Source organism: Ensifer soli (genome assembly GCF_041928815.1).
In the GTDB taxonomy this organism is placed as follows: domain Bacteria; phylum Pseudomonadota; class Alphaproteobacteria; order Rhizobiales; family Rhizobiaceae; genus JBHFEI01.
Genome location: NZ_JBHFEI010000007.1, coordinates 113,446 through 129,665, shown reverse-complemented (window position 1 = coordinate 129,665; position 16,220 = coordinate 113,446). Strand labels below are relative to the sequence as shown.

The 16,220-nt window shown below is 67.3% G+C and carries 15 protein-coding genes; all 15 read left to right on the top strand.

Features of this window, described 5'->3' with window-relative positions; translation table 11 throughout:
• The first annotated feature begins 2 nt into the window (after positions 1–2).
• The 15 genes from ACEVQ6_RS12500 to ACEVQ6_RS12430 all read left to right on the top strand — a co-directional run bounded on the left by ACEVQ6_RS12500 (position 3) and on the right by ACEVQ6_RS12430 (position 15,814).
• Positions 3–578, top strand: a complete 576-nt coding sequence (locus ACEVQ6_RS12500; RefSeq protein WP_374889322.1) for a glucose-6-phosphate isomerase — start codon at positions 3–5, stop codon at positions 576–578.
• A complete protein-coding gene (locus ACEVQ6_RS12495; protein WP_374889321.1) occupies positions 578–1,498 on the top strand; it encodes a phosphoglycerate dehydrogenase in 921 nt (306 codons plus the stop codon). The genes ACEVQ6_RS12500 and ACEVQ6_RS12495 overlap by 1 nt, the downstream gene beginning before the upstream one ends.
• A 42-nt stretch (positions 1,499–1,540) precedes the next feature.
• The gene (locus ACEVQ6_RS12490) at positions 1,541–2,326 is read left to right on the top strand and encodes an SDR family NAD(P)-dependent oxidoreductase (RefSeq protein WP_374889320.1); all 786 of its coding nucleotides are present in this window, start codon (positions 1,541–1,543) and stop codon (positions 2,324–2,326) included.
• A 26-nt stretch (positions 2,327–2,352) separates the two neighbouring features.
• A complete protein-coding gene (locus ACEVQ6_RS12485) occupies positions 2,353–3,231 on the top strand; it encodes a sugar phosphate isomerase/epimerase family protein (protein ID WP_374889319.1) in 879 nt (292 codons plus the stop codon).
• Positions 3,232–3,300: 69 nt separating this feature from the next.
• The gene (locus ACEVQ6_RS12480; protein ID WP_374889318.1) at positions 3,301–4,203 is read left to right on the top strand and encodes a MurR/RpiR family transcriptional regulator; all 903 of its coding nucleotides are present in this window, start codon (positions 3,301–3,303) and stop codon (positions 4,201–4,203) included.
• A 44-nt stretch (positions 4,204–4,247) separates the two neighbouring features.
• On the top strand, positions 4,248–5,087 hold the full coding sequence (locus ACEVQ6_RS12475) for an inositol monophosphatase family protein (protein ID WP_374889317.1): 840 nt from the start codon (positions 4,248–4,250) through the stop codon (positions 5,085–5,087).
• Positions 5,088–5,369: 282 nt separating this feature from the next.
• Positions 5,370–6,098 (top strand): DeoR family transcriptional regulator, encoded by a 729-nt coding sequence (locus ACEVQ6_RS12470; protein WP_374889316.1) that lies wholly within the window; start codon positions 5,370–5,372, stop codon positions 6,096–6,098.
• A gap of 229 nt (positions 6,099–6,327) precedes the next feature.
• Positions 6,328–7,257 carry a deoxyribose-phosphate aldolase gene (gene deoC, locus ACEVQ6_RS12465; protein WP_374889468.1) on the top strand — a complete coding sequence of 310 codons (930 nt, stop codon included), beginning with the start codon at positions 6,328–6,330 and terminating at the stop codon, positions 7,255–7,257.
• Positions 7,258–7,261: 4 nt separating this feature from the next.
• Complete coding sequence (locus ACEVQ6_RS12460; protein ID WP_374889315.1) at positions 7,262–9,658, top strand: aldehyde dehydrogenase family protein; 2,397 nt, start codon at positions 7,262–7,264, stop codon at positions 9,656–9,658.
• 116 nt (positions 9,659–9,774) lie between these two features.
• Positions 9,775–10,227 carry an RbsD/FucU family protein gene (locus tag ACEVQ6_RS12455; RefSeq protein ID WP_374889314.1) on the top strand — a complete coding sequence of 151 codons (453 nt, stop codon included), beginning with the start codon at positions 9,775–9,777 and terminating at the stop codon, positions 10,225–10,227.
• Positions 10,228–10,255: 28 nt separating this feature from the next.
• Positions 10,256–11,188, top strand: coding sequence for a ribokinase (gene rbsK / locus ACEVQ6_RS12450; RefSeq protein WP_374889313.1), 933 nt, complete (start codon positions 10,256–10,258; stop codon positions 11,186–11,188).
• Entirely contained in the window at positions 11,185–12,060 is an 876-nt protein-coding gene (locus ACEVQ6_RS12445) for a carbohydrate ABC transporter permease (RefSeq protein WP_374889312.1), read from the top strand. The genes rbsK and ACEVQ6_RS12445 overlap by 4 nt, the downstream gene beginning before the upstream one ends.
• Positions 12,057–13,088: a carbohydrate ABC transporter permease gene (locus tag ACEVQ6_RS12440; RefSeq protein WP_374889311.1), complete on the top strand. Its 1,032-nt coding sequence runs from the start codon at positions 12,057–12,059 to the stop codon at positions 13,086–13,088. Before ACEVQ6_RS12445 ends, ACEVQ6_RS12440 begins: the two co-directional genes overlap by 4 nt.
• Before the next feature lie 42 nt (positions 13,089–13,130).
• Positions 13,131–14,585, top strand: coding sequence for an extracellular solute-binding protein (locus ACEVQ6_RS12435; protein WP_374889310.1), 1,455 nt, complete (start codon positions 13,131–13,133; stop codon positions 14,583–14,585).
• Positions 14,586–14,728: 143 nt separating this feature from the next.
• Positions 14,729–15,814, top strand: a complete 1,086-nt coding sequence (locus tag ACEVQ6_RS12430) for an ABC transporter ATP-binding protein (protein WP_374889309.1) — start codon at positions 14,729–14,731, stop codon at positions 15,812–15,814.
• Positions 15,815–16,220: the final 406 nt, after the last annotated feature.

Below are 16,220 nucleotides of genomic sequence, written 5' to 3'. Positions count from 1 at the left end.
CGATGACCATCATGTTCCCGAGCCTGCACGAATTCAACCTGAACAACGGCCTGAGCTCGACCCGCGAGCCGATCCGCCGCACGCTGTCAAAAATGAAGGGCATGTTCCACGACGAGGCCGCCTTCCGGGCCACGCTTTCGGCGGGCGACCCCCTCGTCTACGAATTCTACGACATGGCCGTGCCCGAGACGGAAAAGGACGTCGCCTACGGCACGTCGATCACCTATCCCGGCAAGGTCGGCGACGAATATTACATGACCAAGGGCCATTTCCACACGATCATCGACACGGCGGAGATCTACTACTGCCTGCGCGGCCACGGCTACATGATGATGGAAACGCCGGAGGGCGACACCGAATGGCGCGAGTTCCTGCCGGGCAAGGCGGTCTACGTCCCCGGCCGCTGGGCGCACCGCTCGATCAACGTCCATCCGACCGAGCCGCTCGTCACCTTCTTCGCCTTCCCCGGCAATGCCGGTCACGACTACGGCACGATCGAGACCAAGGGGTTCCGCAAGCTGATCGTCGAGCGCGACGGCAAGCCGACCGTCGTCGACAATCCGCGCTGGAGCGCGTGATGGGCGGACGCATCGCGGTGACGCCGCGATCGCTGTCGGGCGCCGGCCATCCGGCGTTGGCGCGGCTGGTCGAGCGCGGCTTCGAGATCGTCTATCCGGCCCCCGGACGGACGCCGTCCGAGGACGATCTGATCCGGACGGTGCCGGGCTGCGTCGGCTGGCTTGCCGGCGTCGAGCCGATCAGCAACCGCGTGCTCGACGCGGCGACGGGCCTGCGCGTCATCAGCCGCAACGGCACCGGCGTCGACAACCTCGACGTGGCGGCCGCCGAGACGCGGGGCATCGCGGTCGAGCGGGCCGTCGGCGCCAATGCGCGCGGCGTCGCGGAACTGGCGATCGCGCTGCTGCTTGCCGGCTTCCGCCACATCCCCTGGTCGCACGACCATCTGAAGAAGGGCGACTGGCAGCGCCGCATCGGCCGGGAGGTGCGCGGGCGCACCCTCGCCGTGATCGGCTGCGGCGCGATCGGCCGCGACGTCGTCGACATGGCGCTCGGCCTCGGCATGGAGGTGATCGGCTACGATCCGTATCCCGGCCATTCGTTCGCCCGTCCCGGCTTCCGCTTCGCGCCGCTTGCCGAAGCGCTTCGCCTGGCGGACGCGGTCTCGCTGCATTGCCCGCCGGCCGGGCGTCCGATCCTCGACGCAGGCGCGATCGCGACGCTGCGGCCCGGCGTCGTCGTGGTCAACACCGCGCGCGCCGAACTCATCGATGAGGGCGCCATGCTCGAAGGCCTCGACAGCGGCCGGGTCCAGGCGCTGGCGACGGACGTCTTCGTCGCCGAGCCGCCGCCGCCCTCGGCGCTGCTTTCGCACGAGCGCGTCATCCTGATGCCGCATGCCGGCGGCCTCACCGACGAAAGCGTCGAGCGCGCCACCCGTGTCGCCGTCGACAACCTGTTGAAAGTGCTTGCCCAATAGCGCCCGGCAGAAGGCCGCGTCGCAACATCGAGGAATGGAACCATGGATTTCGGGGTCAAGGGAAAAGTCGTCATCGTCACCGGGGGCGCGACCGGCATCGGCCATGCCATCGCAAAGACCTTCCATGAGGAGGGCGCCGTCGTCGTCATCAATGGCCGCGACAAGGCGAAGCTCGACGCGGCCGCCGCCGCGATCGGGGCCAATGCCTATGGCGTCGTCGCCGACCTCCTGACGGCGCAAGGGGCGGAGACGCTGGCGAAGGAGGCGGCTGCGCTCGGACCGGTCGCCTTCCTCGTCAACAATATCGGCGTCTTCGACGTCAACGACTTCTTCGAGGTCTCCGACGCGCGCTGGATGGAGTATTTCAACCACAACATCATGACGGCGGTGCGCATCACCCGCCTCCTGATGAAGGACATGCTCGCGCGCAACGAGGGCAGCGTCGCCTTCATCTCCTCGGAAGCCGGCATCCGATCGATCGGCAACATGGTGCCCTACTCGGTCACCAAGACGGCGATGCTCGGCCTCAGCCGGTCGCTCGCGGAGCTGACGCGCGGCACCAAGGTGCGGGTCAACAGCTACATGCCCGGAACGACGGCGACCGAATCCGTCGCCGGCTATTTCGAGGGGCTGGCGAAGGAACAGGGCAAGACGGTCGAGGAGGCGCTGCGCGACTTTTACCGCGACGTCCAGCCGTCGAACCTGACCCAGACGCTGATCGATCCGGCCATGCACGGCCGCGGTGTCATCCAGCTGATGACGAACACGGCGATGAACGGCGTCTGCCACCGCGCCGACGGCGGCACGATCCGCTCGATCTTCGGCTGAACGACAACACGACAGGGGAGGAAACCATGTCCGGCCAATTCGGCGTCCACAGTCTCGTCTTCACCGACGACTGGAATCCGGCGAGCGCGCGTTCCGCCTGCATGGCGGCCCGCGAGATCGGCTACGACCTGATCGAGGTGCTGATCTTCGATCCGGCCCGCCTCGACGTCAGGGCGACGGCGGACGCGGTGAAGGAGGCCGGCATCGGCCTGCGCCTCGGCATGGCGCTCGGGCCGGACACGGACATCGCCTCCGACGATCCCGAAATCGCGGCGCGCGGCGAGGCGACGGTGGCGCGCTGCCTCGAGATCGCCTCGCAGCTCGAGGCCCCGGCGCTGAGCGGCATCGTCTATGCCGCCTTCCATTCCTACGGCGCGCCGCAGACCCCGGCGCAATGGGCGCGCGTCGCCGAGAAGCTCGGCCGTCTCGATCGCCGCGCCGGCGAACTCGGCCTGCGCCTCGGCCTCGAGGCGGTGAACCGTTACGAGAGCTTCATGATCAACACGCTCGACCAGGCGGCGGCGATGATCCGCGATGCCGGTGCCGCGAACATGTTCATCCATATGGACACGTTCCACATGAACATCGAGGAAGGCGACGTCACCGCCGCCATCCATCGCAATGCCGGGCTGCTCGGCTATGCCCATGTCGCCGACAGCAATCGCGGCGTGCTCGGCGGCGGCCATTTCGACCTCGTCGGCTATTTTCGCGCGCTGGAATCCGTCGGCTACACGGGCGATATCACCGTGGAAAGCTTCTCCTCCAAGGTGCTCGGGCCGGATCTCGTCGGCGGCGTGCGCCTCTGGCGCCCGGCCTTCGACAACGCGGTGGAGGCGGCGCGCACCGCCCTGCAGCTGATGCAGGCGGCGCGTGCGGCGGCCATCGCCGGCACGCGCGTCTGGTAGAAAAAAGAATTCCTTTTCGACCATCCTGCAAGCTATAGAATTGCACATCGGCATGCAGAGGACCACGACATGGACGAGATCGCCACGGACAACAGGCAGGGGATCCTGACGCGGATTCGCTGGAAGGCGGGCTATATGAACCCTGCCCTCCGGCGGATCGCCGACCGGGTCCTGAAGGCGCCCGACGAGATCAAGGCGATCTCGATCAAGGATCTCGCCTTGCAATGCGAGGTGTCGGAATCGACCGTCACCCGCTTCGTGCGCGAGATCGAGGTGCAGAGCTTCCAGCATTTCAAGATCCTGATCGCCGAGGAACTGTCGCAGGGAAGCTCGAGCACGCCGCCGATCACCGACCGCCACGTCTACGAGGACATCACCGACCAGGACGACACCGCCTCGGTCCTGTCGAAAGTGGCGGCACGCTATGCGATGACGGTCGCCGACACCCGGGCCGGCCTGCCGGCCGAGGCGCTGGAAAAGGCTGTTCTTGCCATCGAGGAGGCGGACGTGCTCGGCTTCTTCGCCATGGGCGCCTCGCTTCTCTGTGTCGAGAACGCGCTGCTGCGCTTCATGCGCGTCGGCAAGCGCTGCCTCTTCTTCCGCGACCTCGGCATCCGGAAATTCTCCATCTCAACGCTCGGGCCGAAATCGCTTGCCGTCGGCGTCTCCAATTCCGGCCGCAGCATCTCGACCGTCGACAGCCTGCGCCAGGCCAAGGCGCAAGGGACGACGACGCTCGCCATCACCTCCTTTCCCGATTCGCCGATCGTCCGCCACGCCGACATCTGCCTGTTCACCCCGACCGTCACCGGCGTCATCGGACCCGCCGAATACCACGAATCCATGGTCTCGAAGATCGCACAGCTCCAGGTGATCGACGTGCTCTATTCGCTCTATGCCGTGCGCAATTTCGGCCGCGCAATCGAGGGGCTGGAGCGCACCTCCGACGTGACGGCGCTGACACGCTATTGAACCATGCCCCGGGGCGGCGCGCCGTCCCCATCGAAAGGTCTGCCATGCCCTCGACGGACAGGATCCCTGCGCTCGACCGCGACGGCCTCGCGCAACGGCTTGCCACCGCGAAAGCGGCGGCGACGGCGGCGGGCGATGCCCTTCTCGCCCATTACGCCCGGCGCGACCGGCTGGTGATCGACCAGAAGGGCGTCAACGATTTCGTTTCCCAGGCCGACCGCGAGGCGGAAGACATCATCGCCGCAATCCTGCGCCCCGCGTTTCCGCAGGACGGCTTCCTCGGCGAGGAGACCGGCCTCTCCGGCCCTGAGGCGGCGGCGGCCGTCTGGTGCGTCGACCCGCTCGACGGGACGACCAATTTCCTCAAGGGCGCGCACAACTGGTGCGTCTCGATCGGGCTCTGGGCCGGCGGCGCGCCGGTTGTCGGCGTCATCCACGATCCGGTGCGCGGCGAGACGTTTGCCGCCGCCGCCGGCCTCGGCGCGACGATGAACGGCACTCCGATCTCCGTCACCGCGATTGCCGCGCTCGACCAGGCGGCCATCGGCGTCGGCCACAACCGCCGCGTCGATGTCGACGCCTTCACCCTCGGCCTCAACCGGCTCCTGTCGCGCGGGGCGGGCTTCCGCCAGGTCGGCGCCGGCGCGCTGATGCTCGCCTATGTCGCCGCCGGCCGGGTCGACGCCTATGCCGAGGGCCACATGCTGCCCTGGGACGCGGTCGCGGGTCTGGCGCTGATCCGCGAGGCGGGCGGGGCGCTGACCGACTATCTCGCCGGTGGCCGGTCGCTGACCGGCGGCGGCCCGATGATCGCCGGCAGCCCGGCCCTCGTCGCCGAGATCCTCGCGGTGATGGGCGAGACCATTCCCGCCCGCCTTGCCTGACGCAGGATGAGGCGGCGGGGCCGCTGCCGTCCGCCGCGTGCCTTTCCGCCGATCTGCGGGTTTCCTGAACGATGCATCCCAGCAGGACGCGGCCCCGTCCAACGGGTTCGCGCGAGAGGATTCCCGTGCCGGTTCCGTCCCGCATGTCGCGTCATCTCGGGCGCAAAACCGTTTCCCGCCGACAAAGAGACGTTGAGATTCGCGCAGCGGTCGTGTTATCTTGTGACAATCATCACAAAACCGAACCCCGCCTTGCGGGGCTTCGCCGGCGGAGCCGCCTGAATGACCATCCGCAAGCGGGAACGCGTCCTGAAGCTCGCCGACACCGTGGCGCAGCGCAAGTTCCTTCACATCCGCGACGCCGCCGCTCTTCTCGACGTGTCGGAAATGACGGTGCGGCGGGACGTCGGCGAGAACCCGGATCTGTTCGGCTATGTCGGCGGCCACATCGTCCAGGCCGCCGATGTCGAGGGGGAATCGACCTACGAGCTGGCAAAGGCGGCCGATTCGCATGCGACCGCCAAGCGCGAGGCCTGCGCCGCCGCCGCCGCCATGATCCGGCCGGAGGACACGATCTTCATCGACTGCGGCACGACGCTCGACCATCTCGTTGATTTCATACCGGACACTCTGCCGGTCACGGCGATCTGCTACGCGCTCAACATCGCCGAGAAACTGTCGCGCAAGCCCGAGATCCGCCTCGTCATGCTCGGCGGCGTCTACCATCCGGCCTCCGCCTCCTTCTCCGGTCCGGCGGGGATGGCGACGCTGCGCTCGCTCGGCATCAATGTCGCCTTCCTGTCGGCGGCCGGCGTCGATTTCGAGCGGGGCGCCACCTGCATGCATTTCCACGAGGCCGAGATCAAGCGGCAGGTGCTCGCCCAGGCGAAGAAGCGCGTCCTGGTCTTCGACAGCAGCAAGATCGGCAAGCTGAAGCCGGCCTTCTTCGGCGAACTGTCCCGGTTCGACGTTCTCGTCACGGAGGCCGGGCCAATGTCCGTGCCGTCGTGATCCTGCCGCAGAATTTCCGCGCGACGATGCGGCTTCCCCTTGACGCTCGTCGGAAATGATGAAATTGTCACAAAAATTCTGATACAAAAATCACAAGACGTCGCATGATGCGGCGTCGGGTGGGAGGAGCAAGATGGAGCTTTCCGCAGCCGTTGCGGCGCAGGACGCCGTACGCCCGGTCTCCGGGCATGGCGTTGCCCATGCCAATAAGCCCGCGCGCAACGCCGGCATGGATCTCGACCTTGGCTGGATCGCCGATGTGCGCGTCAACCTCTCGGCGACCGAACGGCGCGTCGCGACGCTGCCCGGCCGGCGCACGGTGAAGAAGGACGCGCAGGCCGCCTGGCTGCTCAAGGCGGTCACCTGCATCGACCTGACGACGCTCAACAGCGACGACACGCCGGAGCGCGTCAAGCGCCTCTGCGCCAAGGCGATCACGCCGGTGCGTCCCGACATCCTCGACGCGCTCGGCATGGGCGGGCGGCGGATCACCACCGGCGCCATCTGCGTCTATCATCGTTATGTCGCGACCGCCGTCGAGGCGCTCGGCACGTCCGGCATCCCGGTCGCCGCCGTCTCCACCGGCTTTCCGGCCGGCCTGTCGCCGCATCATCTCAAGGTCAAGGAGATCGAGGCTTCCGTCGCCGACGGCGCGCAGGAGATCGACATCGTCATCACCCGCGAACATGTGCTGACCGGCAACTGGCAGGCGCTCTACGAAGAGATGCGCGACTATCGCGCCGCCTGCGGCGAGGCCCATGTCAAGGCGATCCTCGGCACCGGCGACCTGAAGACGCTGCGCAACGTCGCGCGCGCCTCGCTCGTCTGCATGATGGCGGGCGCGGATTTCATCAAGACCTCGACCGGCAAGGAGGGCGTCAACGCGACGCTCGCCGTGACGCTGACCATGCTGCGCGCCATCCGCGCCTATGAGGAGCGCACCGGCTTCAAGGTCGGCTACAAGCCCGCCGGCGGCATCTCGCTCGCCAAGGACATCCTCAACTACCAGTTTCTGATGAAGGAGGAGCTGGGGCGCGAATGGCTGGAGCCGGACCTGTTCCGCATCGGCGCGTCGAGCCTTCTCGCCGACATCGAGCGCCAGCTCGAGCACCACGTCTCCGGCGCCTACTCGGCCTTCAACAGACACCCGATCGGATAACGCCATGCCTGCCCAGAGCAATGTAGCGAAGTATTTCGACGACATGTCCTACGGACCCGCCCCCGAAGCCGACACCGAGGCCCGCGACTGGCTTGCGCGCCATTCCGGTGAATTCGGCCATTTCATCGGCGGCCGCTTCGTCAAGCCCGCCTCCGGCCGGACCTTCGAAACCTTCGAACCCGCGACCGGCAAGGCGCTGGCGCGGCTCGCCGCCGGCGACGCTGCCGACGTCGATGCGGCGGTCGCAGCCGCCCGCAAGGCGCAAGGGGCCTGGGCGAAGCTTCCGGGCCACGCCCGCGCCCGCCATCTCTATGCCCTGGCGCGGATGATCCAGCGCCACGGCCGCCTGATCGCCGTCGTCGAGGCGATCGACAACGGCAAGCCGATCCGCGAGACGCGCGACATCGACATCCCGCTCGCCGCGCGCCACTTCTACCACCATGCCGGCTGGGCGCAGCTCCAGGAGAGCGAATTCGCCGACCAGGATCCGGTCGGCGTCGTCGGCCAGATCATCCCGTGGAACTTTCCCTTCCTGATGCTCGCCTGGAAGGTGGCGCCGGCGCTGGCGCTCGGCAACACGGTCGTGCTGAAGCCGGCCGAGTTCACCTCGCTGACCGCGCTGCTCTTCGCCGAGCTCGCCGCCGCCGCCGGGCTTCCGGCGGGCGTGCTCAACGTCGTCACCGGCGAGGGCGACACCGGCGCGCTGATCGTCGAGCACCGGGACATCGACAAGATCGCCTTCACCGGCTCGACCGAGGTCGGCCGCCTGATCCGCGAGAAAACCGCCGGGGCGGGCAAGTCGGTGACGCTGGAACTCGGCGGCAAGTCGCCCTTCATCGTCTTCGACGACGCCGATATCGACGGCGCGATCGAAGGCGTCGTCGACGCGATCTGGTTCAACCAGGGCCAGGTCTGCTGCGCCGGATCGCGCATCCTCGTGCAGGAGGGCATCGCCGCCACCTTCCACCAGCGCCTGAAGCGCCGCATGGAGACGCTTCGCGTCGGCCCGCCGCTCGACAAGGCGATCGACATGGGCGCAATCGTCGCCCCGGTGCAACTGAAGCGGATCGCGGCGCTGGTCGAGAAGGGCGTCGCCGAGGGCGCGACCCTGCACCAGGCGAAGATCGCCATGCCCGCGGGCGGCAGCTTCTATCCGCCGACGCTGCTCTCCGGCGTCCAGCCGACCGCGACGGTCGCCGTCGAGGAGATTTTCGGGCCGGTCGCGGTGTCGATGACCTTCCGCACGCCGGAAGAGGCGATCCAGCTTGCCAACCACACGCGTTATGGGCTTGCCGCCAGCGTCTGGAGCGAGACGATCGGGCTGGCGCTGAATGTCGCCGCCAAGCTCGCCGCCGGCGTCGTCTGGGTGAACGCGACCAATCTTTTCGACGCCGCCGTGGGCTTCGGCGGCAAGAAGGAATCGGGCTTCGGCCGCGAGGGCGGCAGGGAAGGCGCCTACGAATATCTGAAGCCGAAGGCCTGGGCCGGGCGGAAGAACCGCGCCGCAGGCCCGGTTCCGGCTGCGAAGGAAACCGGTGGCGATTTCGCCATGCCGGCGCTCGACCGCACCGCCAAGCTCTTCATCGGCGGTAAGCAGGCGCGCCCGGACGGCAATTATTCCCGTCCCGTCGTCTCGGCCAAGGGACGGGTGATCGGCGAGGTCGGCGAGGGCAACCGCAAGGACATCCGCAACGCCGTCGTCGCCGCGCGCGGGGCGGCCGGCTGGTCGTCGGCGAGCGCCCACAACAGGGCGCAGATCCTTTACTATATCGCGGAAAACCTGAGCGGTCGTGCGGGGGAATTTGCCGCGCGGATCGCGGCGATGACGGGCGCTTCGGCGTCGGCTGCGGCAGGCGAGGTCGATGCGTCGATCGCGCGGCTCTTCACCTATGGCGCCTGGGCCGACAAATACGAGGGCAGCGTCCACACACCGCCGCTGCGCGGCGTGGCGCTCGCCATGCCCGAGCCGATCGGCGTCGCCGGCGTCATCTGCCCGCCGGAAGCGCCGCTGCTCGGCTTCGTCAGCCTGGTGGCGCCGCTGATCGCCACCGGCAACCGGGTGGTGGCGATCCCGAGCGAAGCCTATCCGCTGGCCGCGACCGATCTCTATTCGGTGCTCGAGACCTCGGACGTGCCGGCTGGCGTCGTCAACATCGTCACCGGCGACGCGCTGGAACTGGCGAAGACGCTCGCCGCCCACAACGACGTCGATGCCGTCTGGGCCTTCGGGTCGGCGGAGCTCTCGGCGACCGTCGAGCGGCTTTCGGTCACCAATCTCAAGCGCACCTTCGTCGACAACGGCAAGGTGATCGACTGGGCCAATCCCGCCCAAGCGGAAGGACCGCTGTTCCTGCGCCAGGCGACCGACGTGAAGAACATCTGGATTCCCTACGGCGAATGACCGGTGCCGCTTCCCGGGGGAGGGAAGCGGTGCGATAGATGAGGCCGCAATGGACGCGCGGTTTCTGAGACGGGTGCCCGACCGGCACCTGCCGCGCATGACGAGGAGGATTGCCCGTGCTGAAGAATATCGACCCCGCGCTCAACGCCGACGTGCTGCATGCGCTGCGCGCCATGGGCCATGGCGACCGGCTGGTGATCGCCGACACCAATTTCCCGTCCGATTCGATCGCGAGGCAGACGGTGCTCGGCAGGCTGCTGCGCATCGACAACGTCTCGGCCGCGCGCGCCTTCAACGCGGTGCTCTCCGTCTTCCCGCTCGACACGCCGCTGCAGCCTTCCGTCGGACGGATGGAGATCATGGGCGCGCCGGAGGAGATCCCGGACGTCCAGCGCGAGGTCCAGGCGGAGATCGATGCGGCCGAGGGCGCGCCGGCGCCGATGTACGGCATCGAGCGTTTCGCCTTCTACGAGGAAGCGAAGAAGGCCTATGCCGTCATCACCACCGGCGAGAACCGGTTCTACGGCTGCTTCATCCTGACGAAGGGCGTCATTCCCCCAAGGGGCTGACGGCAGGGGCAGGGGAGGAGGAAAGACAATGAAGGCAGGCGTATCGATCCTCGGCATTTTCGTTGCCGACACGGCCTATCTCGCCAGGCGCATGCCGAAGGTCGGCGAGACCATCACCGGCAGCGGCTTCTCGGTCGGGCCGGGCGGCAAGGGCTCGAACCAGGCGGTGGCCGCCGCCCGCGCCGGCGCGAAGGTGTCGTTCATCTCCAAGCTCGGCCGCGACACCTTCGGCGACATGGCGCTGAAGACCTATGCCGAGGCCGGCGTGACGCCGAAGGTCGTCGTCATGGACGACATGCCGACCGGCGCCGCCTTCATCTATGTCAACGACGAGAACGGCGACAATGCCATCATCGTCTATCCGGGCGCGGCTGGCACCATCGGTGAGGCGGATGTCGAGGAGGCGCGGGCGACGATCGAGGCCTCTTCCGTCTTCGTCACCCAGCTCGAACAGCCCGCAGACGCCGCCTTGCGGGCGCTGGCCATCGCGCGCGAGGCCGGTGTCACCACCGTCTTCAATCCGGCGCCCGCCGAGGCTTTTCCCGGGACGATCTATCCGCTCTGCGACTATATCGTGCCGAACGAAACCGAAGCCGCCGCCCTTGTCGGCTTCCCGCTCGACACGATCGACGCCGCGCGCCGGGCCGGCGACGCGTTTCTCGCCAAGGGTGTCGCGACAGCGCTGATCACGCTCGGCGGCCGGGGCGTGCTCTATCATACGGCCAGCCGCTCGGTTCACGTTCCCGCCCTTTCGGCCGGCGCGGTGATCGACACGACGGGTGCCGGCGACGCCTTCGTCGGGGGTTTCGCGGCGGCGCTGTCGCGCGGCATGGAGCCGGTCGAGGCGGTGCGCTTCGGCTGCGCCACCGCCGGCATCGCCGTGACGCGCCGCGGCACCGCGCCGGCGATGCCGGCGCTCGCCGAGATCGAGGCGCTGCTGCGGGAAAAAGGTGCCGCATGACCCGCAACGATCCGGTCAAACACTTTTTCATCTGGCCGGCGCTGCTGATCGTGCTGGTCATCTCGATCTTCCCGCTGGTCTATTCGCTGACATCGAGCTTCATGAGCATGCGGCTCGTCCCGCCGATGCCGCCGCGCTTCGTCGGCTTCGACAACTACGTGTCGCTCCTGCAGAATCCGCGTTTCTGGCATGTGACGGGAACGACGACGCTGATCGCCTTCACCGCCGTCGCCTTCCAGTATGTCATCGGTTTCGCCGTGGCGCTGGCGCTCAACGCCCGCGTGCCGGGCGAGGGCGTGTTCCGCGTCGGCTTCCTCCTGCCGATGCTGGTCGCCCCGGTCGCCGTCGCCCTCGTCGCGCGCCAGGTGCTGAACCCGACGATGGGGCCGCTCAACGAATTCATGACGCTCGTCGGCTTCCCGAACCTGCCCTTCCTCACCCAGACGAGCTGGGCGCTCGGCTCGATCATCGTCGTCGAGATCTGGCAGTGGACGCCCTTCGTCATCCTGATGCTGCTCGCCGGCCTGCAGACGCTGCCCGACGACGTCTACGAGGCGGCCGCGCTCGAAAACGCCAGCGCCTGGCAGCAGTTCCGCGACATCACCTTCCCGATGATGCTGCCGATCTCCGTCGCCGTCGTCTTCATCCGCCTGATCGAGAGCTACAAGATCATCGACACCGTCTTCGTCATGACCGGCGGCGGCCCCGGCGTCTCGACGGAAACGCTGACCCTCTTCGCCTACCAGGAGGGCTTCAAGAAGTTCAACCTCGGTTACACGTCGGCCCTGTCCTTCCTGTTCCTCATCGTCATCACCGTCATCGGCCTCGTCTATCTCGCCATCCTGAAACCCTATCTGGAGAAGCACAGATGAGCGGCATCCGCACCTATACCGGAAGCCGCCGCTGGATCGCCTTTGCCGGCTGCATGCTCTGGCTCGCCTTCACGCTCTTCCCGCTCTACTGGGTCGCCGTCACCTCGTTCAAGAGCCCGATCGGCGTCGTCGGCGGACCGACCTATATCCCCTTCGTCGATTTCGAGCCGACGCTGACGGCCTGGCGGGAACTCTTCTCCGGCCAGCGCGGCCAGTTCTTCAATACGTTCATCTCCTCGACGGTGATCGGCCTTTCCGCCTCGGTGCTGGCGACGCTCATCGGCGCGATGGCGGCCTATGCGTTGGTACGCTTCACCTTCCGCGTGAAGCTGATGAGCGGCGTCCTCTTCGCCGTCGTCGCCATCGGCGGCTTCCTCGCCTTCCGCAACCTCCTCGGTCTCGGCCAGGGCCTGTCGCTGATCTACGCCTTCCTTCTCGCGCTGCTGCTGTCGATCGGATCGAGCCGGGTGCGCCTGCCGGGTCCTGAGCTCGGCAATGCCGACATCGTCTTCTGGTTCGTCAGCCAGCGCATGTTCCCGCCAATCGTCACCGCCTTCGCGCTGTTCCTGATGTATACCGAGATCGGCAAGATGGGCTTCAAGCTGGTCGACACCTATGTCGGCCTCACCTTCGCCTATGTCGCCTTCTCGCTGCCGATCGTCATCTGGCTGATGCGCGACTTCTTCGAGGCGCTGCCCGTCGAGGTGGAGGAGGCAGCGATGGTCGACAACGTGCCGACCTGGCGGATCTTCTTCGGCATCGTCCTGCCGATGTCGAAACCCGGTCTCATCGCCACCTTCATGATCACGCTCGCCTTCGTCTGGAACGAGTTCCTCTTCGCGCTCTTCCTCACGACCTCGAAATGGCAGACGCTGCCGATCCTCGTCGCCGGCCAGAACAGCCAGCGCGGCGACGAATGGTGGTCGATCTCCGCCGCCGCCCTCGTCGCCATCGTGCCGATGGTGGTGATGGCCGGGCTGCTCAGCCGGCTGATGCGGTCCGGCCTGCTTCTGGGAGCGATAAAATAAACGACCGCTTTTCGTAAGTTCGATTTCAACTGGGAGGAAACCATGAAACGAAGACTGCTTGCCTCGACCGCGACCCTGCTTCTGGCCCTTGGAGGCGGCTCGGCCGCGCTCGCCTGCGAGCCGGACTATACCGGCGTCACCGTGACGGCCGCAGCCCAAACCGGCCCCTATATCGCCTCGGCGCTGCAGAAGGCCGCCGCCGGCTGGGAGAAGAAGACCTGCGGCAAGGTCGCCGTGGTCGAATTCCCCTGGTCGGAGCTCTATCCGAAGATCGTCACGGCGCTGAGCGCCGGCGAGGACACGTTCGACGTCGTGACCTTCCCGCCCGCCTGGGCGCCGGACTTCACCGACTATCTGACCGAAATGCCGGCGGCGATGCGCGAGGGAGCGGACTGGGAGGACGTCGCCCCCGTCTATCGCGAGCAGCTGATGGTCTGGAAGGGCAAGATCCTGTCGCAGACGATGGACGGCGACGCCCATACCTATTCCTACCGGATCGACCTCTTCGAGAACGCCGACAACCAGAAGGCGTTCAAGGAAAAATACGGCTACGATCTCGCCCCGGCGAAGACCTGGAAGGAATATCTCGACATCGCCGAGTTCTTCAACCAGCCGGCCAACAACCTCTGGGGCACGGCGGAAGCCTTCCGCCGCGGCGGCCAGCAGTTCTGGTTCCTGTTCAGCCACGTGGCGGGCTATGCCAGCCATCCGGCCAATCCCGGCGCCATGTTCTTCGATCCGGACACGATGGACGCGCAGGTCAACAACCCGGCCTGGGTGCGCGGCCTCGAGGAATATATCCGCGCCTCGAAGCTGGCACCGCCGAACGCGCTCAACTTCTCCTTCGGCGAGGTCAACGCGGCCTTCGCCGGCGGCCAGGTGGCCGAATCGATCGGCTGGGGCGACACGGGCGTGATCGCGGCCGACAAGAAGCAGTCGAAGGTGGCCGGCAGCGTCGGTTCGGCACCTCTTCCGGGCGCAGACGAGATCTGGAACTACAAGACCAAGACCTGGGACAAGCAGGATCACGTCGTCCAGACCTCGTTCATGGCCTTCGGCGGCTGGCAGGCGGCGGTTCCGGCCTCGTCCGGCAAGCAGGAAGCGGCCTGGGATTTCGTCAAGTACCTGACGAGCCCGGATGTCTCCGGCGAGGCGACGGTGACGGGCGGCACGGGCGTCAACCCCTACCGCATCTCGCACACCACCAACCTCGAGCGCTGGTCGACGATCTTCACCGACCGCGAGGCGAAGGAATATCTCGGCGCGCAGAAATACGCGGTCACGGCCGAGAACATCGCCCTCGACATGCGCCTGCCGGGCTATTTCTCCTATACCGAGATCCTGGAGATCGAGCTGTCGAAGGCGCTGGCCGGTGAAGTCGAGCCGCAGGCGGCCCTCGACAGCGTCGCCCAGCAGTGGAACGCGCTGACCGACGAGTTCGGCCGCGACAAGCAGCTCGCTGCCTACCGCGCCTCGATGGGCCTGCCCGAGAAGTAAGCTCTGCGTCCCGTCCCCGCGCCGCCGGCGCGGGGACGGGAACACGGCGGCCGTCGTGCCGCGTCGATACGAAAACCTCGGGGAGATGTCCGTGCCAACCGGTGCCGGGCGGGCTCCCGTCTTCTTAAAACAGGGTGGAACACATGGCTCAGGTCCGCTTGGAGCAGGTCACCAAATCCTTCGGCACCGCCACGGTGATCCCGCCGCTCGACCTCACCATCGCCGACCGGGAATTCGTCGTGCTCGTCGGCCCGTCCGGCTGCGGCAAGACGACGACGCTGCGCATGATCGCAGGGCTCGAAAACGCGTCGAGCGGGACGATCCGCATCGGCGAGCGCGACGTCACCGAGCTTCGCCCGGGCCTTCGCAACTGCTCGATGGTGTTCCAGAACTACGCGCTCTATCCGCACATGACGGTGGCGGAGAACATCGGCTACGGCATGAAGGTGCGCGGCACGTCGAAGGAGGAGATCGAACGCTCGGTCTCGGAAGCGGCGCGCATCCTCAATCTCGGCGACTATCTGGCCCGTAAACCGAGCGCGCTGTCCGGCGGCCAGCGCCAGCGCGTCGCCATCGGCCGGGCGATCGTGCGCCAGCCGGACGTCTTCCTCTTCGACGAGCCGCTGTCGAACCTCGACGCCAAGCTGCGCATCGAGATGCGCACCGAGATCAAGTCGCTGCACCGGCGGCTGCAGACCACCATCGTCTACGTCACCCACGACCAGGTCGAGGCGATGACCATGGCCGACCGCGTCGTCGTGATGAACAAGGGACAGATCGAGCAGGCGGCCGATCCGATCACGCTCTACGAGCGTCCGGTGAACCGCTTCGTCGCCGCCTTCATCGGCGCGCCGAGCATGAATTTCGTCGACGGCACGCTGGAGCGCCACGACGGCCTTGCCTTCCGCGGCGCCGACGGCTTCGTCGTGCCGATGGCGCCGGAGAGGATCGCCGCGCTCGAACCCCATGTCGGCCAGAAGGTCACGCTCGGCATCCGCCCCGAACACACCGGGCTTGCCGGGGCGCCTTCGGTCAAGCTGAAGATCAAGGACCTGGAGCCGCTCGGGCCGCACACGCTGGCGATCGGCCGGGCCGGCGACGCGGCCTTCACCGCCCAGATCCCCGCCTTCGCCAGGGTCGGCGTCGACGAGACGATCGACGTGACGATCGATCCGCGGCAGGTCCACCTGTTCCTGGCCTCGACCGGGAAGGCGCTGCCGAGGCCTTGAGCGGCCCGCGCCGGCCGTGGTCTGCAAGCGGGGTAGGCGCATGGCGGCGCCGATCCGCCGTGCATGGGCGCGCCGTGGACGGCGCCAGCGACCGTTGAAGGCGCGCCACTGCAGATTTCAGGAGAGTGGCCGCAGCCGTTCGGATGCGCGTGCGTTCGGGCGTCGCTCGCGGCTCTCATCCCGGTGCGCGTCAGGGCCGCCATTCCTGCATTGCTGTCCTGCGCAGCGATCACTGGTCCGGGAGGAATTCTGCCCTATATTCACTTTCAGCGACGTCATGCACCTCCTCCCGCAGACGTCGCCTCGCAGGCTCCCCACTCCTCCTCCCAGGGGAAGCCTGCCGGAACGACGGCACTCCTCCTCCTCGCCGTCGTTCGATCCTTTCGAAGAGCCCGCCGCACCTCCT